Raw genomic sequence first — 19,684 nt, forward strand, 5'->3', positions numbered from 1 at the left:
GCGGAGGCTCGTATGTATGCAATAGGACTCACCGGCGGGATCGGCAGCGGCAAGACGACCGTCGCCGACCTGTTCGCCGCACGCGGCGCATCGCTGGTCGATACCGACCTGATCGCGCACCGCATCACCGCGCCGGCCGGTCTCGCGATGCCGGCGATCGAGCAGACGTTCGGGCCCGCGTTCGTCGCGGCCGACGGCTCGCTCGACCGCGCACGGATGCGCGCACTCATCTTCAGCGACGAAGACGCGCGCAGGCGGCTCGAAGCGATCACCCATCCGCTGATTCGCGCGGAGACGGAACGCGAGGCCCGCGACGCGCAGGGCCCGTACGTGATTTTCGTCGTGCCGCTGCTGGTCGAGTCGCGCAATTGGAAGGCGCGCTGCGATCGCGTGCTCGTCGTCGACTGCCCGGTCGACACCCAGATCGCGCGCGTGATGCAGCGCAATGGCTTCACGCGCGAGCAGGTCGAGGCGATCATCGCGCGACAAGCGACGCGCGAAGCGCGCCTGGCCGCTGCCGACGACGTGATCGTCAACGACGCGACGACGCCCGACGCGCTGGCCGCACAGGTCGATGCATTGCACCAACGCTACCTCGCATTCGCGGCTGCAAAACACTGAACGCGGCGCTCGCGCGCGATGGTGCACGAAATTGGCGCGTTGCTAGGGTAGAGAGGGGGCATTAGAATGTCCTGCATTGTTTCTATCCCTACCCGAGAGGCGAGCGCGCTTGATTCTTTACGAGTATCCGTTCAACGAGCGAATCCGCACGCTGCTGCGCCTCGAGGACCTGTTCGAGCGCTTCGCGTTCTTTTTGGCTCAGGAGGACCCGCGCGAACATCACGTCGCGTTGACGACGCTGTTCGAGATCGCCGAGGTCACCGGCCGCGCGGACCTGAAATCGGATCTGATGAAGGAGCTCGAACGTCAGCGCCAGACGCTCGCGCCGTTCCGCGGCAATCCGGGCATCGAACAGAATGCGCTCGAAGCCGTGCTCGGCGAAATCGAGCAGACGCTCGCCAATCTTGCGCAGATGCAGGGCAAGACGGGGCAGCATCTGGTCGACAACGAGTGGCTCGCGAGCATCCGCAGCCGCGCGGTCATTCCGGGCGGCACCTGCAAGTTCGACCTGCCGTCGTACTACGCGTGGCAACAATGGCCGGCCGAACAGCGGCGCCAGGACATCGCGAAATGGGTGGCGCCGCTGCTGCCGCTGCGCGACGCCGCGGCGATCGTGCTGCGGCTCGCACGCGAATCGGGCCAGGCGTCGAAGGTGATGGCGATGCAGGGCAGCTATCAGCAAATGCTGTCCGGGCGCACCTATCAGCTGATGCAGGTGCGCGTGCCGCCGGAGCTGCACGTGATCCCCGAAGCGAGCGCCAACAAATACATGCTGTGGGTGCGATTCACCATGCAGGACGGCGATGTGCGTCCGCGCGCAGTCGACATCGACGTACCGTTCCATCTGACACTCTGCAACCTGTAACGGCCGCGTGCCGGTTTTACGCTTTCGTATGGTTACCGTTGTGAAATGCCCGTCGTGCGGCGCCGAAGTGCGCTGGACACACGAAAACAAGTTCCGACCGTTCTGTTCGGCCCGCTGCAAGCAGCTCGACCTCGGCGCATGGGCTGCGGAAAAGTATCGGATCGGTGGTTCGTCCGACGAAGGTCCATCGTCCGAGGAAGACGGCGGCGACACGCGCCGCGACGTCTGACTCCGAACGGCCGGCCAACCCCGGCCGATATGGCCCGCCTTTTCAGTCGGCGGGCCGCGACGGCGTCATTGCGACGCCGCTTCCTTCTCAAGCAATTCGAGCACCGGCAGCGCGGCGGGCAACAGCGGCGCGACGTCGACCGGCAGCGGCTGCCACGCGAACGCCTGCCCTTCCTTGCCGTGCAGCTCGCCCGTCCAGCCCGTCACCTTGCAGAAATAGAGCCGCACGTACGCATGCGGATAATCGTGCTCGAGCGTGTGCCAGCGCTCGCTCGCCGTGACGACGATGCCGAGCTCCTCGTGCAGCTCGCGCGCGAGCGCCTCCTCGACGCTCTCGCCGGCCTCGAGCTTGCCGCCCGGGAACTCCCAGTAGCCTTCATAGGGCTTGCCCTGCAGCCGCTGCGCGAGCAGATAGCGGCAGCCGCCGGGCGTCCCGTCGGACTGCACCATCACGCCGACCGCGACTTCCGTCACCTTGCGGCCGTCGGGCGCGCGCCCGGCGTCCGTTGCATGCGCCGTGCTCATGCTCGCTCCTTGCGGCCCGACCAGTCGCGCGCGAACTGCCACGCGACGCGCCCCGAACGCGAACCGCGCTCGAGCGCCCACACGAGCGCGTCGCCGCGCGCCGTGTCGATCTCGGTGTCCGCGCAACCGAAATGGCGCAGCCAGTGCGCGACGATGTCGAGGTAGTCGTCCTGCTTGAACGGGTAGAAGCTGACCCACAGGCCGAAGCGCTCAGAAAGCGAGATCTTCTCCTCGACCACTTCGCCCGGGTGGATCTCGCCGTCCGGCAGGTGCTTGTACGACTCGTTGTCGCTCATGTACTCGGGCAGCAGATGGCGGCGGTTGGAAGTCGCGTAGATCAGCACGTTGTCCGACTGCGCGGCGATCGAGCCGTCGAGCGCGACCTTCAGCGCCTTGTACCCCGATTCGCCGTCCTCGAACGACAAGTCGTCGCAGAACACGATGAAGCGCTCCGGGCGCTGCGAGATCAGCTCGACGATGTCGCCGAGATCGTGCAGATCGTCCTTGTCTACTTCGATCAGGCGTAGCCCGTCGTTCGCGTACGCGTTCAGGCACGCCTTGATCAGCGACGACTTGCCGGTGCCGCGCGCGCCGGTCAGCAGCACGTTGTTGGCCGGCTTGCGCTGCACGAACTGACGCGTATTTTGCTCGATCAGCCCTTTTTGCCGGTCGATGTTGTGAAGATCGTCGAGCGTGATCGTCGACGCCGCCGGCACCGGCTGCAGATAGCCGCGCCCCTGGCGCTTGCGCCAGCGGAACGCGGTGGCCGCATTCCAGTCGACGTCCGCCGGCGCGGGCGGCAGTAGCCCCTCGAGGCGGCCGAGCAGCGCTTCCGCACGCGTCAGAAACTGTTCGAGCTTGTCCATGTCGTTCGAGCGCCCGCGATCAGGAGCGGTAGTCCGCGTTGATGCTCACGTAGTCGTGCGACAAATCGCACGTCCACACCGTCGCCTGCGCATCGCCGCGGCCAAGCAGCACGCGGATCGTGATTTCGCTCTGCTTCATCACGCGCTGACCGTCTTCTTCCTGGTAGGCCGGGTTGCGGCCGCCGGCCTTGGCGACCAGCACGTCGTCGAGATAGAGGTCGATCTTGCCGACGTCGAGATCGGCGACGCCCGCATAGCCGATCGCAGCCAGGATCCGGCCCAGATTGGGGTCGGACGCATAGAAGGCCGTCTTCACCAGCGGCGAATGGCCGATCGCGTAGGCGATCTGGCGGCACTCGGAGACGCTCTTGCCGCCCTCGACCTGCACGGTCATGAATTTCGTCGCACCTTCGCCGTCGCGCACGATCAGCTGCGACAGCTGCTGCGCGACCTGCGTGACCGCGTCCCGCAGCGCCGCATAGGCCGGCGTATCGGTCGACGTGATCGCGGGCAGCGCGCTCTTGCCCGACGCGATCAGGATGAACGAGTCATTCGTCGACGTATCGCCGTCGATCGTGATGCAGTTGAACGAACGGTCGGCGACTTCCTTCACGAGCGTGTCGAGCACCGGCTGTGCGACGTTCGCGTCGAAAGCGAGGAAGCCGAGCATCGTCGCCATGTTCGGCTTGATCATCCCGGCGCCCTTGCTGATGCCGGTCAGCGTGACCGTGTGGCCGTCGATCGTCACCTGACGCGACGCGGCCTTCGGCAGCGTGTCGGTCGTCATGATCGCCTGCGCGGCGTCGTACCAGTTCGCCGCGTTGCGGTTCGCGAGCGCGGCCGGCAGCCCTGCCTTCAGGCGGTCGATCGGCAGCGGCTCGAGAATCACGCCGGTCGAGAACGGCAGCACCTGCGCGGCGTCGAGGCCCGCGAGGCGCGCGAGCTCCGCGCAGGTTTCGCGGGTGTTCGCGAGGCCCGGCTCGCCGGTGCCCGCGTTCGCATTGCCGGTATTCACGACCAGCGCGCGGATGCCCGCGCCGCCCGCACGAACCTTCGCCAGATGCTCGCGGCACACGATCACCGGCGCGGCGCAGAAGCGGTTCTCGGTGAATACGCCGGCAACCGTCGCGCCTTCGTCGACGGAAATGACCAGCACGTCCTTGCGATTCGGCTTGCGGATGTTCGCTTCCGCCCAGCCGAGCGTGACGCCGGCGACGGGATGCAATTGGGCGGGATCGATCGACGGAAAATTGACTGCCATGGGGCACACCTGCCGGATGGAAAATGCCGGCACGCGCCGGCATCGATTGGAAGAACCGGCGGCCGCGGGAACGGGCCGCCGCAACTCACATCACTGACTCGAAGCTGCGAACGATGCGGCACGCGCATGCGCGCCGCCGCCGATCATGACAGCTTCCCGTGACATTGCTTGTACTTCTTGCCGCTGCCGCACGGGCACGGGTCGTTGCGGCCGACCTTCGGCATCTCGCCGCCGGCGCCGCCGTGGGTCATCGCGCTGCCGACCATGTCGGCCGTGGCGGCCGCCGCAACCGCGACGTTCGCCACCGGCGCGCCCGATTCGGCGTAGTCGGCGTGCTGGAACTCGACGTTCTCGAGATGGCCGCCCTGCTCCTCGATCTGCTCGGCGGCTTCCTCGAGCTGCTCCGGCGACTGGATCTGCACGTTCATCACGATGCGCGTGACTTCCTGCTTGATCGCGTCGAGCATCGCGGCGAACAGCTCGAACGCTTCGCGCTTGTATTCCTGCTTCGGGTTCTTCTGCGCATAGCCGCGCAGATGGATGCCCTGGCGCAGGTGATCGAGCGCGGCCAGATGCTCGCGCCACAGGCGGTCGACCGTCTGCAGCATGACCGAACGCTCGAACGCGCTGAACGACTCGCGGCCGACCATCGCGACCTTCGCTTCGTACTGCTCGTCCGCGGCGCTCGTCACGGCCTCGAGAATCTCCTCGGCCGTGATCGACGACGACTCGTTCACCATTTCCTGGATCGCGAGATCGAGCTGCCAGTCGTTGCGCAGCACTTCCTCGAGCTCCGGCACGTCCCACTGTTCCTCGATGCTGCCTGCCGGCACGAACTGGTGCACGACTTCGGTGATCACGCCATGACGCATCGCCGAAATGGTTTCGGTGATGTCGTGCGCTTCGAGCAATTCGTTGCGCTGCTGATAGATCACCTTGCGCTGGTCGTTCGACACGTCGTCGTATTCGAGCAGCTGCTTGCGGATGTCGAAGTTGCGCGCTTCGACCTTGCGCTGCGCGGATTCGATCGAGCGCGTGACGATGCCGGCCTCGATCGCCTCGCCTTCCGGCATCTTCAGGCGATCCATGATCGAGCGCACGCGGTCGCCCGCGAAGATGCGCAGCAGCGGATCGTCGAGCGACAGGTAGAAGCGCGACGAGCCCGGATCGCCCTGGCGGCCCGCACGGCCGCGCAGCTGGTTGTCGATCCGGCGCGATTCGTGGCGCTCGGTGCCGATGATGTGCAGGCCGCCCGCGGCCTTCACCTGCTCGTGCAGCGTTTCCCACTCGTCGTGCAGCTGCTTGATGCGGCGCGCCTTTTCGTCCGGCGGGATCGAATCGTCGGCCTCGAGGAACGCCGCCTGCTTCTCGGCGTTCCCGCCGAGCACGATGTCGGTGCCGCGGCCGGCCATGTTGGTCGCGATCGTGATGCGCTTCGGACGGCCGGCTTCGGCGACGATCGCCGCTTCGCGCTCGTGCTGCTTCGCGTTCAGCACTTCATGCGGCAGCCCGGCCTGCGTCAGCAGGTGCGACAGCAACTCCGAATTCTCGATCGACGTCGTGCCGACCAGCACCGGCTGGCCGCGCTCGTAGCATTCGCGAATGTCGCGGATCACCGCGTCGTAACGCTCCTTGGCCGTCTTGTAGATCTGGTCCTGCTTGTCGATCCGCTTCGGCGGACGGTTGGTCGGGATCACGACCGTCTCGAGGCCGTAGATCTCGTTGAATTCGTATGCTTCGGTGTCGGCGGTGCCGGTCATGCCCGCGAGCTTCGCGTACATCCGGAAGTAGTTCTGGAACGTGATCGACGCGAGCGTCTGGTTCTCGCTCTGGATCTTCACGTGCTCCTTCGCCTCGACCGCCTGGTGCAGGCCGTCGGACCAGCGGCGGCCGGCCATCAGGCGGCCGGTGAATTCGTCGACGATCACCACTTCGCCGTTCTGCACGACGTAATGCTGATCCTTGTGGAACAGCGTGTGGGCGCGCAGCGCCGCGTACACGTGGTGCATCAGCGTGATGTTCTGCGGCGCGTACAGGCTCTCGCCTTCACCGATCAGGCCCCACTCGGCGAGCAGGCGCTCGGCCTTCTCGTGACCCGATTCGGTCAGGAACACCTGGCGCGACTTCTCGTCGAGCGTGTAGTCGCCCGGCTTCTCGACGCCCGTGCCGTCGGCCTTCTCCTCGCCGATCTGGCGTTCGAGCAGCGGCGGCAGCGCGTTCATCCGCACGTACAGTTCGGTGTGGTCTTCCGCCTGGCCCGAGATGATCAGCGGGGTACGCGCCTCGTCGATCAGGATCGAGTCGACTTCGTCGACGACGGCAAAGTTCAGCGCCCGCTGCACGCGCGCATCGGTCTCGTAGACCATGTTGTCGCGCAGGTAGTCGAAGCCGAACTCGTTGTTCGTGCCGTACGTGATGTCGGCCGCGTAGGCCTGCTGCTTCTGGTCGTGCTCCATGCCGGACAGGTTGATGCCGACCGACAGACCGAGGAAGTTGTAGAGGCGCGCCATCCATTCGGCGTCGCGCTGCGCGAGGTAATCGTTGACGGTCACCACGTGCACGCCGCGGCCTGCCAGCGCGTTCAGGTACACCGGCAGCGTCGCGACGAGCGTCTTGCCTTCGCCAGTGCGCATTTCGGCGATCTTGCCGTAGTGGAGCACCATGCCGCCGATCAGCTGCACGTCGAAGTGGCGCATCTTGAGCACGCGGCGGCTCGCCTCGCGGCACACCGCGAACGCCTCGGGCAGCAGCTTGTCGAGCGACTCGCCGGCCGCGATCCGCTGACGGAACTCGTCCGTCTTGCCGCGCAACTGGTCGTCCGTCAGCTTTTCGATCTGCGGTTCGAGCGCATTGATCGCCGCGACGGTCTTTTGGTATTGCTTGACGAGCCGTTGGTTGCGGCTGCCAAAAATTTTCTGGAGAAAACCGGTTGTCATCGGATCGGATCCTGCGTCGCAGCACCGGCGCCCGGCACGCGTTGCGCGCCCTCGACGCCCGAGCCTCGGCGGCTTAGCGAATTAGTGGAATCAAACGAGGAATTTTAGCACGCGGGAAAGCACGCGCCGGTGTCGGCGCGGCACGCGCGCCGCGCGCGGCAACGGTTCCGGCGAGCCGCCGCGCGCGGCCGAAAGCCGCCCGTGCGTGCGCCGGCGCGGGTACAATCGGCGTCAACCTCCGCGCGCGTGCGCGCCCGAAGAATGCCTCGATGAACCGATTTTCCAAGCGTTTCGGCTCGCTCTCCACGTATCGCCCGCAACCCGTGTCCGAAGTGCTCAACCGCACCGACGCGTTCGCGGCGCTGCGTGCCGGCGTCGAACAGGTCGCGTCGCTGCAGCGCGACCTCACCGCGCTGCTGCCCGACTATCTCGCCAGTCATGTCGAACCGGGCTCGATCAAGGACGGTACGCTGACCCTTTTTGCCGCGCACAATGCGCTCGCCGCGCGGCTGCGTCAGGTCGAGCGCCGGCTGCTCGCCGATCTGCAAAAGCGCGGCTGGCCGGTGGACGCGCTGCGGGTGCGCGTGCGGCCGAAGGATGCGCCGGAACCGCCGCACGTGAAGCAGGCGCGGATGACGTCGGTCGGCGTGGCGGCGCTGCGCGAGCTCGCCGACCATCTCGAACCGTCGCCGCTGCAGGCGGCGCTCGCGCGGATGGCCGCGCGCCACGGCCCGAAATCGCCGCGTTGAAGCGCGCCGCCGCGGCGCGTACCGGCAATGAAAAAGCGACCCGAAGGTCGCTTTTTTTATCGCGCGTGCCTGCCGCCGATCACGCGAAGGCCGTCTGCGTATCGAACGCGAATCCCTTCGGTGCGGATTGCGGATCGTCGAACGTGACGATCTCGTAGGCGTCTTCGTGCGCGAGCAGTTCGCGCAGCAGCGCGTTGTTCAGCCCGTGGCCCGACTTGTAAGCCGTGTACGACGCCAGCAGCGGATGGCCGACCACGTACAGGTCGCCGATCGCGTCGAGCATCTTGTGCTTCACGAACTCGTCGTCGTAGCGCAAGCCGTCGTTGTTGAGGATCCGGTATTCGTCGAGCACGATCGCGTTGTCCATGCTGCCGCCGCGTGCGAGGCCCAGCTCGCGCATCATCTCGACCTCGTGCGCGAAACCGAACGTGCGCGCACGCGCGATCTCGCGCACGTACGACGTATTCGCGAAATCGACCTCAAGTTCCTGGCCGGTCTTGTCCACGGCCGGGTGACGGAAGTCGATCGTGAACTTCAGCTTGAAGCCGAAAAACGGGTCGAGGCGCGCGAACTTGTCACCATCGCGGATTTCGACCGGCTTCGTCACCTTGATGAAGCGCTTCGGCGCGTTCTGCTCCTCGATGCCCGCCGACTGGATCAGGAACACGAAGGACGCGGCGCTGCCGTCCATGATCGGAATTTCCTCGGCCGTCACGTCGACGTAGAGATTGTCGATGCCCAGGCCCGCACACGCGGACATCAGGTGCTCGACGGTCGACACGCGCGCACCGTCCTTCTGCAGCACCGACGCGAGCCGCGTATCGCCGATCGACATCGCGGACGCCGGGATGTCGACGGGCGTCGGCAAATCGACGCGCGAGAACACGATCCCCGTGCCCGGCGCGGCCGGGCGGAGCGTCAGTTCGACCTTGCGGCCCGAGTGCAGACCGATACCCACGGTCTTCACGATCGATTTGATGGTGCGCTGCTTCAGCATGGTGTTCTTCTGCTTGATTGAGAATATCAATCAGGAGTTATATTCGATAGGTGAGATTATAGCGTAATTCCCTATTCGACGCTGGTTGAAACTGCGTATCAATCTGTTTCGACTGTTTACCCGCGCGAATGCGGGACGGGCCGATGCCCGGAACGGAGGCGTTTCCGGTCATCGGCCCGTGTTACAACTGGCCTGGCGGTGCTGCTCGGCGTTGCCTCACGGCAACGGTGCACGCCCGATCAGGACCTCAGTGTCGCGAGCACACTCGCTGCATCGCTCACTTCGAATTTGCCCGGCGCTTCGACGGCCAGCGTCTTGACCACACCGTCGTCGACCACCATCGCGTAGCGCAGGGAACGGATTCCCATGCCACGCGCGGACAAATCCTGCGTCAGCCCCAGCGCATGAGTGAAAGCAGCGCTGCCGTCCGCGATCATGCGCACCTTGCCCGCGGTGTGCAGATCACGTCCCCATGCGCCCATCACGAATGCGTCGTTGACGGACACGCACCAGAGCTCGTCGATGCCTGCCGCGCGCAACTGCTCGGCATGCTCGACGTAGCCCGGCACATGCTGCGCCGAACAGGTCGGCGTGAAAGCACCCGGCAATCCGAAGATCACCACGCGCTTTCCCGCCACCTGCTCGCGCACGCTGACGGCGTTCGGCCCCAGCGTGCAGCCTTCGCGCGCGTCGTCGACGTATTCGAACAATTGCGCGTCGGGCAGCGCTTCGCCCACTTGAATCATGGCTGGTCCCTCATAGCGATACGGTTTTGCGGCGTGTTGCGGACAGCGCGGCCCATCCCGCTTCGCTCACGCGAAGAGGGCACGTCTCCCGGCCCGGCGTCGCTTCGACGCGGCCTGTCGTGGTCCGTGGCATCCGTCACGCCGGCGTTACCGCGGCAGCTCGCCGCGGCTTCGCCTCAGTGTGCCGTCAGTCGGCCTGCTTGCGCAGGAAAGCCGGGATGTCGTAGGTGTCGACACCCTTTTCCTGCAGCGCCTGCACGTGCGATGCCGCGGTTTCGCGCGAATTGCGCCACACCGCCGGCGTATCGAGCGCGCCGTAGTCGGCCGTGCTGACGTGCTGCGGCTGCGCATAGCCGTGCGACACCGCGCTGACCGGCTGGTTGTCGGTGCCGGTGCGCAGCAGCGTCATCGGCGCCGATTGCTGCTTCTTCGCCGCACGGCCGAGGCCCGTTGCGACGACCGTCACGCGCAGCGCATCGCCCATCGCGTCGTCGTACACCGCACCGAAGATCACCGTCGCGTCTTCCGCCGCGTAGCTCTTGATCGTGTTCATCACTTCGCGCGTTTCCGACAGGCGCAGCGAGCGGCTCGACGTGATGTTGACCAGCACGCCGCGCGCGCCCGACAGATCGACGCCTTCGAGCAGCGGGCTCGCCACGGCCTGTTCCGCCGCGAGGCGCGCGCGATCGACGCCGGCGACCGTCGCCGTGCCCATCATCGCCTTGCCCTGCTCGCCCATCACCGTCTTCACGTCTTCGAAGTCGACGTTCACGAGGCCGTCGACGTTGATGATTTCGGCGATGCCTGCGACCGCGTTGTTCAACACGTCGTCCGCGCACTGGAAGCACTTGTCCATCTCGGCGTCATCGCCCATCACGTCGAACAGCTTGTCGTTCAGGACGACGATCAGCGAGTCGACGTGATCCTCCAGTTGCTGCGAGCCTGCTTCTGCGACGCGCATGCGCTTGCCGCCTTCGAATTCGAACGGCTTGCTGACGACGCCGACCGTCAGGATGCCCATCTCCTTCGCGATCTGCGCGACGACCGGCGCCGCGCCCGTGCCCGTGCCACCGCCCATGCCGGCCGTGATGAACACCATGTGCGCGCCGCGCAGTGCGTCGGCGATGCGCTCGCGCGCCTCTTCGGCCGCCGCCTTGCCCATCTCCGGCTTCGCGCCGGCGCCGAGGCCGGTGTTGCCGAGCTGGATCACGGACGGTGCGCGTGCACGCGACAGCGCCTGTGCGTCGGTGTTCATCACGATGAAGTCGACGCCCTGCACGCCCCGGTTGATCATGTGCTGAACGGCATTGCCGCCAGCGCCGCCAACGCCGACCACCTTGATGATGGTGCCGTTGGTTTCGGTTTCCAGCATTTCGAATTCCATTGTTGCCTCCGTCAAGAAAATAAGACTACGCGGCCGTTATTCGGCAGGAGATCGGGCAACCCCCTGTCGCGCGCCGGCCGCCGGCACCGGCGCGAATTTCGATTCGGTTGGTCAGAAGTTGCTCAGGAACCACTCCTTCATCCGCGAGAAGATCTGCCCCGCGTTGCCGGACTGCACGGCGACCTTGCGGCCGCGCATGCGCTGCGCACTGCCTTCGACCAGCAGGCCCATCGCCGTCGAGTAGCGCGGGTTGCGCACCACGTCGGCGAGGCCGCCTGCGTATTCCGGCGCGCCGATGCGCACCGGTTTCAGGAAAATGTCTTCGCCGAGCTCGACCATGCCGGGCATCATCGACGCGCCGCCGGTAATGACCACGCCGGAGCTCAGCAGTTCTTCGTAGCCCGACTCGCGCACGACCTGCTGCACGAGCGAGAACAGTTCTTCGACGCGCGGCTCGATCACCGCCGCGAGCGCCTGGCGCGACAGCGTGCGCGGCCCGCGTTCGCCGAGGCCCGGCACTTCGACCATCTCGTCCGGATCGGCGAGCGCCTGCTTCGCGATCCCGTAGCCGACCTTGATGTCTTCCGCGTCCGGCGTCGGCGTGCGCAGCGCCATCGCGATGTCGCTCGTGATCTGGTCGCCGGCGATCGGAATCACCGCGGTATGGCGGATCGCACCTTCCGCGAAGATCGCGATGTCGGTCGTGCCGCCGCCGATGTCGACCAGCACCACGCCGAGATCCTTCTCGTCCTCGGTGAGCACGGCGAGCGACGACGCGAGCGGCTGCAGGATCAGGTCGTTCACTTCGAGCCCGCAACGGCGCACGCACTTGACGATGTTCTGCGCGGCGCTGACCGCGCCCGTCACGATGTGCACCTTCACTTCGAGGCGGATGCCGCTCATCCCGATCGGCTCGCGCACGTCTTCCTGGCCGTCGATGATGAATTCCTGCGTGAGGATGTGCAGCACCTGCTGGTCGGTCGGGATGTTGATCGCCTTCGCGGTCTCGATCACGCGCGCGACGTCCGTCTGCGTGACTTCCTTGTCCTTGATCGCGACCATCCCGCTCGAGTTGAAGCTGCGGATGTGGCTGCCCGCGATCCCCGTGAACACGTTGGTGATCTTGCAGTCGGCCATCAGCTCGGCTTCCTCGAGCGCGCGCTGGATCGACTGCACGGTGGCCTCGATGTTGACCACCACGCCCTTCTTCAGACCTTTCGATTCGCTCTGGCCGAGGCCGATCACCTCGTAATGGCCCTCGCCCTTCAGCTCGGCGACGATGGCCACCACCTTCGACGTGCCGATGTCGAGGGAAACCAGCAGATCCTTGTAGTCTTTGCTCATAAAGTGCTCTTGCGTGTGATCTCTCGTTACTGCTTGCGCTTGTCGGTATCGGTCAGGAACCGCATGCCTGCCGCACGTATCGCGAACCCGTTCGGATAACGCAGGTCCGCGTACTCGATGTCGTTGCCCCAGCGCTGCGTGACGGCCGGCCACGCGGCGACGAGGCGCTGGCTGCGGTCGTGCAGGGTTTCGCTGGTGCGCTCCTTGCCCAGCTCGACCTGCATGCCGTTCGACAGCTTCACCGTCCACGCGTAACGCGCCGACAGCGTCACTTCTTCAGGCGCCGCCTTCAGCGGCGCAAACCAGTTCATGAAGTCGCGATAGCGCGCGACGACTTCCCTTGCACTGCCCTCCGGACCGTCGAACGCGGGCAGCTCCTGATCCAGCTCGCCCTGGTTCGCGGTGAACAGCTCGCCGTCGACGCTGACGAGCTGCGCGCTGCCCCACGTTCCGAGCGGTTTGTACTCCTCGAGCGTGACAGCCAGCGCATTCGGCCACACGCGGCGCACGCTCGCGTGGCGCACCCACGGCATCTGCTCGAACGCGGCGCGCGCCGTGTCGAGATCGACCGTGAAGAAGTTGCCCTTCAGCCGGCCGACCACCCCCGCGCGCACCGTCGGCGAGTTGATGTGTTCGGTGTCGCCGTCGATCCGGATCTCGCGCAGCGCGAACGTCGGACGCTGGATCAGCCAGTAGCAGCCGGCCGCCGCCAACACGAGCAGCAGCAGCGCGTACAGCGCGCTGGCGGCAAGGTTGAGTTGGCGAACGTTGTTCCACATACGTCGTTCCGTTCCTGCGTCAATCGTTGAGCGTAAGCGACAGCACCTTCACGACCAGCTCCGAATAGCTGATGCCGATCGAGCGTGCAGCCTTCGGCGGCAGCGAATGATCGGTCATGCCGGGCGCCGTGTTCACTTCGAGGAAATACGCGTTGCCGGCCGCGTCCAGCATGAAGTCCGCGCGGCCCCAGTCGGTGCAGCCGAGCACGTCGAACGCGCGCCGCGCGATGCGCTTCAGCTCCGCTTCCTGCGCCGCCGGCAGGCCGCACGGGATCAGGTACTGCGTATCGTCGGCGACGTACTTCGCGTGATAGTCGTAGAACTCGCCGGCCGGCACGATCTTGATCAGCGGCAGGTCGAGATCGCCGGCGATGCACGCGGTGTACTCGCCGCCGCCTTCGATGCTCTTCTCCACGATCACGATCTTGTCGTGCGTCGCGGCTTCCGACAGTGCGGCGGGCAACGCGTCGGCCGTCTTCACCTTCAGCACGGCGACGCTCGAGCCTTCGCTCGCCGGCTTCACGAACAGCGGCAGGCCGAGCTTCGCGACGATCTCGGTCGCGCGCGCCGCGTAGTCGTCGCCGCGCAGCACCGTTTCGAACGGCGGCGTCGGCACGCCCGTCTGCTGCCACACGAGCTTGGTGCGGAACTTGTCGAGACCGAGCGCCGAGCCGAGCACGCCGCTGCCCGTGTAGCGGATCCCGTAGAAATCGAGCGCGCCCTGGATCTGGCCGTTCTCGCCGTAGCCGCCGTGCAGCGCGTTGAACGCGCGCACGAAGCCTTCGTCCTTCAGCGCCGACAGCGGCCGCTCGGCCGGGTCGAACAGATGCGCGTCGATGCCTGCGTCGCGCAGGCCCTGCAGCACGAGACGGCCCGAGGTGAGCGACACCTCGCGTTCGGCCGACTCGCCGCCGAACAACACCGCCACCTTGCCGAAACGTTTCGGATCGATCCCGCTCATGTCATCCCTTCTGTTGCGTGTTCTGCACGATCTTCGCCGGCACGCCGCCGATCGAACCCGCGCCCATCGTGATCACCACGTCGCCGTTGCGCGCGACCTTGGCCAGAGCGTCCGGCACGTCGTCGACCGTCGCGACGAACACCGGGTCCACCTTCCCTACCGTGCGCAGCGCACGCGACAGCGCGTCGCCGTTGGCCGTCGCGATCGCCGCCTCGCCCGCCGCATAGACTTCCGTCAGCACCAGCGCGTCGACCGTCGACAGCACGTTGACGAAATCGTCGAAGCAGTCGCGCGTGCGCGTGTAGCGGTGCGGCTGGAACGCCAGCACGAGGCGGCGGCCCGGGAACGCGCCGCGCGCGGCCGCGATCGTCGCCGCCATCTCGACCGGGTGGTGGCCGTAGTCGTCGATCAGCGTGTACTGGCCGCCGTCCGCGCTCGGCACCTCGCCGTAGCGCTGGAAGCGCCGGCCGACGCCGTTGAATTCCGCCAGCGCGAGCTGGATCGCGTCGTCCGACACGCCGAGATCGGTCGCGATCGCGATCGCCGCGAGCGCGTTCTGCACGTTGTGCAGGCCCGGCAGGTTCAGCACCACCGCGAGCGGCGAGCGGCCTTCGCGGATCACCGTGAAGTGCATGCGGCCGTCGCGCGCGTCGATGTTCTCCGCGCGCACCTGCGCGTCGGCCGACAGCCCGTAGCGCACGACCGGCTTCGAGATGAACGGGATGATCTGGCGCACGTTCGGATCGTCGACGCACACGACGGCGCTGCCGTAGAACGGCAGGCGCTGCGTGAATTCGATGAACGCCTGCTTGAGCCGCGCGAAATCGTGGCCGTAGGTGTCCATGTGATCGGCGTCGATGTTCGTGATGACTTCGATCACCGGATACAGGTTCAGGAACGACGCGTCCGACTCGTCGGCCTCCGCGACGATGAAGTCGCCGGTGCCGAGCCGCGCGTTCGCGCCGGCGCTGATCAGCCGGCCGCCGATCACGAAGGTCGGATCGAGGCCGCCGGCCGCGAGCACGCTCGCGACGAGGCTCGTCGTGGTGGTCTTGCCGTGCGTGCCGGCGATCGCGATGCCCTGCTTCAGGCGCATCAGCTCCGCGAGCATCACCGCGCGCTGCACGATCGGCACGCGCTGGTGGCGCGCGGCCAGCACTTCCGGGTTGTCCGAGCGCACGGCCGTCGACACGACGACCGCGTTCGCACCTTCGATGTTCGCCGCGTCGTGCCCGATCGCGATGCGCGCGCCGAGCGCCGCGAGGCGATCGGTCACCGCATTGCGCGACAGGTCCGAGCCGCTCACCTCGTAGCCGAGATTGACGAGCACTTCGGCGATGCCGCTCATGCCCGCGCCGCCGATCCCGACGAAATGAATATGTTTGACGATGTGTTTCATTGCAATTGTTCCAGGTTCGCGCCGGCCACCTTCGCGCAGACGCGCGCGACTTCATCGGTGGCCTCGGGCTTTGCCAGCGAGCGCGAACGCTCGGCCATCGCCGCGAGCGACGCCCGCGACTGGCCACGCAGCCAGTCGGCGAGCAGTTGCGCCGAGAGGTCGCGCTGTTGCACCAGCACCGCCGCGCCCGCATCGGCGAGAAACGCGGCGTTGGTCGTCTGGTGATCGTCGACCGCGTACGGGAACGGCACGAACAGCGCGGCCACGCCCACCGCCGCGATCTCCGACACCGTCATCGCGCCGGAGCGGCAGATCACGAGATCGGCCGCCGCGTACGCGCTCGCCATGTCGTCGATGAACGGCACGAGCCGCACGTCGTCGCCGCCCGCAAAGCCGGCCGCTTCGTAGTTCGCCTTCAGCGCATCGATGTGCTTCGCGCCCGCCTGATGGACGATGCGCGGACGCTCGCCCGGCGCGAGCAGCGCCAGCGCGCGCGGCACGACTTCGTTCAGCGCGGCTGCGCCGAGACTGCCGCCGACCACGAGCACGTGCAACGGGCCGCTGCGCGATGCATAGCGTGCTTTGGGTGCCTCCGTGCGCGCAAGTTCCGCGCGGATCGGATTGCCGGTCCATTCGGCGTGCGGCAGTGCGTCGGGGAACGCCACCAGCACCCGCTTCGCGAACTTGGCGAGCACCTTGTTCGCGAGGCCGGCGATCGAATTCTGTTCGTGCAGCACGAGCGGCCGGCCCGACAGCGCGGTCATCACGCCCGCCGGAAACGTGATGTAACCGCCCATCCCGAGCACGACGTCCGGCCGCACGCGGCGCAGCGCGCCGAGGCTTTGCCAGCACGCGCGCAGCAGGTTGAACGGCAGCGTCAGCTTGGTCTTCAGCCCCTTGCCGCGCAGCCCGCCGAAGCGCACGTATTCCATCGGAATGCCGTGCTTCGGCACGAGCGTCGCTTCCATCCCGGCCGGATTGCCGAGCCATACGACGCGCCAGCCCGCCGCTTCCATCCGGTGCGCGACCGCGAGCCCCGGGAACACGTGGCCCCCGGTGCCGCCTGCCATCACCATCAGCGTGCGTCGCGACGCGGTCATACCTTTCCTCCGCGCATCGGCAAGCATGAACGAACGTTTTGGCTACGGCCGCTACGCTTAACTTCGCGCGCTTCGCGCACGAAGTTAGCCTTCGCCGAAATCGCGTACTGACGCAGGGAGGTCATACCTTCCCTCCCCGCATCAGTACGCGATTTTCATAATCGACCCGCAGCAGCACCGCCAGCGAGACACAGTTCAGCAGAATGCCCGAGCCGCCGTAGCTGACGAGCGGCAGCGTGAGGCCCTTGGTCGGCAGCAGGCCGAGGTTCACGCCCATGTTGATGAAGGTCTGCGCGCCGAACCAGATGCCGATGCCCTTAGCCATCAGGCCCGCGAACGTGCGGTCGAGCGCAAGCGCCTGACGGCCGATCTCGAACGCGCGGCGCACGATCCAGTAGAACAGCAGGATCACCACCAGCACGCCGACGAAGCCGAGCTCCTCGCCGATCACCGCGAGGATGAAGTCGGTATGCGCTTCGGGCAGGTAGTTGAGCTTCTCGACGCTGCCGCCGAGGCCGACGCCGAACCACTCGCCGCGGCCGAACGCGATCAGCGAGTGCGTGAGTTGGTAGGCCTTGCCCTGCGCGTAGCGTTCGTCCCACGGATCGAGATACGCGAAGATCCGCTCGCGACGCCACGGCGACAGCCACACGAGCATCGTGAACGTGCCGATCGCGGTCGCGACCAGCCCGCCGAACAGCTTGCCGTTCACGCCGCCGAGGAACAGCACGCCCATCGCGATCGCCGCGACCACCATGAACGCGCCCATGTCGGGCTCGAGCAGCAGCAGCGCGCCGACCAGGCCAACCGCGAACGCCATCGGCAAGAAGCCCTTCGCGAAGCTCTGCATGTACTCCTGCTTGCGCACCGTGTAGTTCGCCGCGTAGATCGTCACCGCGAGCTTCATGATTTCCGACGGCTGCATGTTCGTGATGCCGAGCGGAATCCAGCGGCGCGCGCCGTTCACGCCCTTGCCGACGTGCGGGATCAGCACGATCACGAGACCCACCAGCGCCATCAGGAAAAGATGCGGCGCGTATTTGTCCCAGGTCGACACGGGCACGCGGAACGCGACCACCGCCGCGACGAACGCGACGACGAGCGACACGCAATGGCGCATCAGGAACGCGTAATCGTGATACGACGCGTATTTCGGCGAGTCGGGCATCGCGATCGATGCCGAATAGACCATCACGACGCCGAGCCCGAGCAGCGCGATCGCGACCCACAGCAGCGAGTAGTCGAAGTCGAGCATCCGCGAGCGGCTCGGCCGCACGCCGTTGACGACGCTCGCGAGGCCGCCCGTCGCGGCGCGCGTGGCCGAGGCGGCGCGTCCGCCCGCGGCATTGCCGCCGGTGTCGCGCCGATCGTTGAAGCGGGAGACGAGGCGATCGGACCAGCTCATGGCGTCGCTCCTTTGTCGATGGCGATTTCATCCACCGCCGCGCGGAACACGTCCGCGCGATGGGCGTAGTTGCGGAACATGTCGAGGCTCGCGCAGGCAGGCGACAGCAGCACCGCATCGCCCGGCTCGGCGAGCTCGGCGGCCGCACGCACCGCGCCTTCGAGCGTCGCGTGGTCGGCGAGCGGCACGCCGGTGTCGGCGAGCGTCGCGCGCAGCGCCGGCGCGTCGCGGCCGATCAGCATCACCGCACGGCACCAGCGCGCGACCGGCGCGACGAGCGGCGCGAAGTCCTGGCCCTTGCCGTCGCCGCCGGCGATCAGCACGATCTTCTGCGCGAGGCCGTCGAGCGCGGCCACCGTCGCACCGACGTTCGTGCCCTTGCTGTCGTCGACGTAGTCGACGTCGTCGATCGTCGCGATCACCTCGACGCGATGCGCTTCGCCGCGGTATTCGCGCAGCGCATGCAGCAGCGGCGCGGCCGGCAGGTCGATCGCACGCGCGAGCGCGAACGCGGCCAGCGCGTTCGCCGCGTTGTGCAGCCCGCGGATGCGCAATGCGTCGACCGGCATCAGCCGCTTGTGCGCGATATCGGGCGTATGCGCGCCGTCGCGCTTGCGCCGGCGGGTCGTCGTCGTTTCGTCCGGCGCGTCGCGGTCGATCGCTTCGACGAGCCACGCGATGCCGTTGTCGCGCGACAGCCCGTAGTCGCCGTCCCGCGTCGGCTCGCCGAGGCCGAACGTCACCGTGCGCGCCGCATCGGCGGCGCCCGCGGCCGGCGCGAACTTCATCACGGCCGCGTCGTCGCGGTTCAGCACGCGCGTGGTCGTCGCGCCGAAGATGCGGCCCTTCGCCGCCGCATAGGCGTCGAAGCTGCCGTGCCAGTCGAGATGGTCCTGCGTGATGTTCAGAATCGCGGCGGCGTCGGGCGCGAACGTACGCGCGGTCTCGAGCTGGAAGCTCGACAGTTCGAGCACCCAGACGTCGGGCAGCGCCGTCTCGTCGATCGCGCTCGCGAGCCGGTCGAGCATCGCCGGGCTGATGTTGCCGGCGACGGCGACCTTCTTGCCCGCGCGCTGGCACAGCAAGCCGGTGAGGCTCGTCGTCGTGGTCTTGCCGTTGGTGCCGGTGATCGCCAGCACCTTCGGCTGGTAGCCGCTCGTGCCGAGCGCGCGCAGCGCCTGCGCGAAGAATTCCAGTTCGCCCCACACCGCGATCGCGCGTTCGCTCGCGGCCGCGAGCAGCGCGGCGAGCGCCGGCTCGAGCGGCGACAGGCCGGGGCTCAGCCCGACGATGTCGATGCCGCCGTCGAGCAGCGCAGGCGTGAACGGGCCGCCGACGAATTCGGCGTCGATGCCTTCGGCCTGCAGCGCGGCAAGGTTCGGCGGCGCCTCGCGGGTATCGGCAATCCGCAGCCGGCACCCGTGCCTCGCGCACCACCGCGCGATCGCGAGGCCCGATTCCCCAAGCCCCAGCACGAGCACCATCGGCCTTTGCCGATCTCCAAACATCTCGCCAGAC

Annotated in this window: 18 protein-coding genes; 4 read left to right on the forward strand and 14 right to left on the reverse strand. The window is 67.0% G+C overall.

What is annotated here, in order from left to right:
• Positions 1 to 12: 12 nt before the first annotated feature.
• From coaE to EX20_RS17225, 3 genes are all read left to right on the forward strand, one after another.
• Positions 13 to 621, forward strand: coding sequence for a dephospho-CoA kinase (coaE, locus tag EX20_RS17215; RefSeq protein WP_034194193.1), 609 nt, complete (start codon positions 13 to 15; stop codon positions 619 to 621).
• Positions 622 to 730: 109 nt separating this feature from the next.
• Complete coding sequence (zapD, locus tag EX20_RS17220; protein WP_011883190.1) at positions 731 to 1,486, forward strand: cell division protein ZapD; 756 nt, start codon at positions 731 to 733, stop codon at positions 1,484 to 1,486.
• A 28-nt stretch (positions 1,487 to 1,514) separates the two neighbouring features.
• Positions 1,515 to 1,715 carry a DNA gyrase inhibitor YacG gene (locus EX20_RS17225; protein WP_011883189.1) on the forward strand — a complete coding sequence of 67 codons (201 nt, stop codon included), beginning with the start codon at positions 1,515 to 1,517 and terminating at the stop codon, positions 1,713 to 1,715.
• 65 nt (positions 1,716 to 1,780) lie between these two features.
• Here the strand turns inward: EX20_RS17225 and EX20_RS17230 are convergent, their stop codons facing one another.
• The 4 genes from EX20_RS17230 to secA all read right to left on the reverse strand — a co-directional run bounded on the left by EX20_RS17230 (position 1,781) and on the right by secA (position 7,302).
• Positions 1,781 to 2,239 (reverse strand): NUDIX domain-containing protein, encoded by a 459-nt coding sequence (locus EX20_RS17230; RefSeq protein WP_011883188.1) that lies wholly within the window; start codon positions 2,237 to 2,239, stop codon positions 1,781 to 1,783.
• Complete coding sequence (locus tag EX20_RS17235; RefSeq protein ID WP_034194185.1) at positions 2,236 to 3,105, reverse strand: ATP-binding protein; 870 nt, start codon at positions 3,103 to 3,105, stop codon at positions 2,236 to 2,238. Before EX20_RS17235 ends, EX20_RS17230 begins: the two co-directional genes overlap by 4 nt.
• A 19-nt stretch (positions 3,106 to 3,124) precedes the next feature.
• Entirely contained in the window at positions 3,125 to 4,366 is a 1,242-nt protein-coding gene (gene argJ, locus EX20_RS17240; protein ID WP_034194186.1) for a bifunctional glutamate N-acetyltransferase/amino-acid acetyltransferase ArgJ, read from the reverse strand.
• Between the two features lie 143 nt (positions 4,367 to 4,509).
• Positions 4,510 to 7,302: a preprotein translocase subunit SecA gene (gene secA, locus EX20_RS17245; protein ID WP_014722396.1), complete on the reverse strand. Its 2,793-nt coding sequence runs from the start codon at positions 7,300 to 7,302 to the stop codon at positions 4,510 to 4,512.
• Between the two features lie 269 nt (positions 7,303 to 7,571).
• Between secA and EX20_RS17250 the strand changes: the two genes are divergently transcribed.
• Positions 7,572 to 8,051 (forward strand): DciA family protein, encoded by a 480-nt coding sequence (locus EX20_RS17250; protein ID WP_011883184.1) that lies wholly within the window; start codon positions 7,572 to 7,574, stop codon positions 8,049 to 8,051.
• Between the two features lie 79 nt (positions 8,052 to 8,130).
• Here the strand turns inward: EX20_RS17250 and lpxC are convergent, their stop codons facing one another.
• From lpxC to murD, 10 genes are all read right to left on the reverse strand, one after another.
• Positions 8,131 to 9,048, reverse strand: coding sequence for a UDP-3-O-acyl-N-acetylglucosamine deacetylase (gene lpxC, locus EX20_RS17255; RefSeq protein ID WP_011883183.1), 918 nt, complete (start codon positions 9,046 to 9,048; stop codon positions 8,131 to 8,133).
• A 239-nt stretch (positions 9,049 to 9,287) separates the two neighbouring features.
• The gene (locus tag EX20_RS17260) at positions 9,288 to 9,794 is read right to left on the reverse strand and encodes a peroxiredoxin (protein WP_014722392.1); all 507 of its coding nucleotides are present in this window, start codon (positions 9,792 to 9,794) and stop codon (positions 9,288 to 9,290) included.
• A gap of 187 nt (positions 9,795 to 9,981) precedes the next feature.
• Entirely contained in the window at positions 9,982 to 11,178 is a 1,197-nt protein-coding gene (gene ftsZ, locus EX20_RS17265) for a cell division protein FtsZ (RefSeq protein ID WP_011883181.1), read from the reverse strand.
• A gap of 111 nt (positions 11,179 to 11,289) precedes the next feature.
• On the reverse strand, positions 11,290 to 12,522 hold the full coding sequence (ftsA, locus tag EX20_RS17270; protein ID WP_006752447.1) for a cell division protein FtsA: 1,233 nt from the start codon (positions 12,520 to 12,522) through the stop codon (positions 11,290 to 11,292).
• Between the two features lie 26 nt (positions 12,523 to 12,548).
• Entirely contained in the window at positions 12,549 to 13,301 is a 753-nt protein-coding gene (locus EX20_RS17275) for a cell division protein FtsQ/DivIB (protein ID WP_011883180.1), read from the reverse strand.
• Positions 13,302 to 13,320: 19 nt separating this feature from the next.
• Complete coding sequence (locus EX20_RS17280; RefSeq protein ID WP_011883179.1) at positions 13,321 to 14,262, reverse strand: D-alanine--D-alanine ligase; 942 nt, start codon at positions 14,260 to 14,262, stop codon at positions 13,321 to 13,323.
• Between the two features lies 1 nt (position 14,263).
• Complete coding sequence (gene murC, locus EX20_RS17285; RefSeq protein WP_011883178.1) at positions 14,264 to 15,661, reverse strand: UDP-N-acetylmuramate--L-alanine ligase; 1,398 nt, start codon at positions 15,659 to 15,661, stop codon at positions 14,264 to 14,266.
• Positions 15,658 to 16,761, reverse strand: coding sequence for an undecaprenyldiphospho-muramoylpentapeptide beta-N-acetylglucosaminyltransferase (murG, locus tag EX20_RS17290; RefSeq protein WP_011883177.1), 1,104 nt, complete (start codon positions 16,759 to 16,761; stop codon positions 15,658 to 15,660). The genes murC and murG overlap by 4 nt, the downstream gene beginning before the upstream one ends.
• 121 nt (positions 16,762 to 16,882) lie before the next feature.
• Positions 16,883 to 18,166, reverse strand: a complete 1,284-nt coding sequence (gene ftsW, locus EX20_RS17295; RefSeq protein ID WP_011883176.1) for a putative lipid II flippase FtsW — start codon at positions 18,164 to 18,166, stop codon at positions 16,883 to 16,885.
• Positions 18,163 to 19,674 (reverse strand): UDP-N-acetylmuramoyl-L-alanine--D-glutamate ligase, encoded by a 1,512-nt coding sequence (gene murD / locus EX20_RS17300; protein WP_011883175.1) that lies wholly within the window; start codon positions 19,672 to 19,674, stop codon positions 18,163 to 18,165. Before murD ends, ftsW begins: the two co-directional genes overlap by 4 nt.
• Between the last annotated feature and the right edge of the window lie 10 nt (positions 19,675 to 19,684).

The organism is Burkholderia sp. WP42, assembly GCF_000745665.1.
In the GTDB taxonomy this organism is placed as follows: Bacteria; Pseudomonadota; Gammaproteobacteria; order Burkholderiales; family Burkholderiaceae; genus Burkholderia; species Burkholderia vietnamiensis.

Coding starts and splice junctions, on each gene's coding strand:
- EX20_RS17250 (WP_011883184.1), top strand. CDS start 7,572: ATGAACCGATTTTCCAAGCGTTTCGGCTCGCTCTCCACGTATCGCCCG.
- EX20_RS17260 (WP_014722392.1), bottom strand. CDS start 9,794: ATGATTCAAGTGGGCGAAGCGCTGCCCGACGCGCAATTGTTCGAATAC.
- ftsZ (WP_011883181.1), bottom strand. CDS start 11,178: ATGGAATTCGAAATGCTGGAAACCGAAACCAACGGCACCATCATCAAG.
- murC (WP_011883178.1), bottom strand. CDS start 15,661: ATGAAACACATCGTCAAACATATTCATTTCGTCGGGATCGGCGGCGCG.
- ftsA (WP_006752447.1), bottom strand. CDS start 12,522: ATGAGCAAAGACTACAAGGATCTGCTGGTTTCCCTCGACATCGGCACG.
- EX20_RS17275 (WP_011883180.1), bottom strand. CDS start 13,301: ATGTGGAACAACGTTCGCCAACTCAACCTTGCCGCCAGCGCGCTGTAC.
- murG (WP_011883177.1), bottom strand. CDS start 16,761: ATGACCGCGTCGCGACGCACGCTGATGGTGATGGCAGGCGGCACCGGG.
- lpxC (WP_011883183.1), bottom strand. CDS start 9,048: ATGCTGAAGCAGCGCACCATCAAATCGATCGTGAAGACCGTGGGTATC.
- EX20_RS17225 (WP_011883189.1), top strand. CDS start 1,515: ATGGTTACCGTTGTGAAATGCCCGTCGTGCGGCGCCGAAGTGCGCTGG.
- argJ (WP_034194186.1), bottom strand. CDS start 4,366: ATGGCAGTCAATTTTCCGTCGATCGATCCCGCCCAATTGCATCCCGTC.
- EX20_RS17280 (WP_011883179.1), bottom strand. CDS start 14,262: ATGAGCGGGATCGATCCGAAACGTTTCGGCAAGGTGGCGGTGTTGTTC.
- murD (WP_011883175.1), bottom strand. CDS start 19,674: ATGTTTGGAGATCGGCAAAGGCCGATGGTGCTCGTGCTGGGGCTTGGG.
- EX20_RS17230 (WP_011883188.1), bottom strand. CDS start 2,239: ATGAGCACGGCGCATGCAACGGACGCCGGGCGCGCGCCCGACGGCCGC.
- EX20_RS17235 (WP_034194185.1), bottom strand. CDS start 3,105: ATGGACAAGCTCGAACAGTTTCTGACGCGTGCGGAAGCGCTGCTCGGC.
- secA (WP_014722396.1), bottom strand. CDS start 7,302: ATGACAACCGGTTTTCTCCAGAAAATTTTTGGCAGCCGCAACCAACGG.
- coaE (WP_034194193.1), top strand. CDS start 13: ATGTATGCAATAGGACTCACCGGCGGGATCGGCAGCGGCAAGACGACC.
- ftsW (WP_011883176.1), bottom strand. CDS start 18,166: ATGAGCTGGTCCGATCGCCTCGTCTCCCGCTTCAACGATCGGCGCGAC.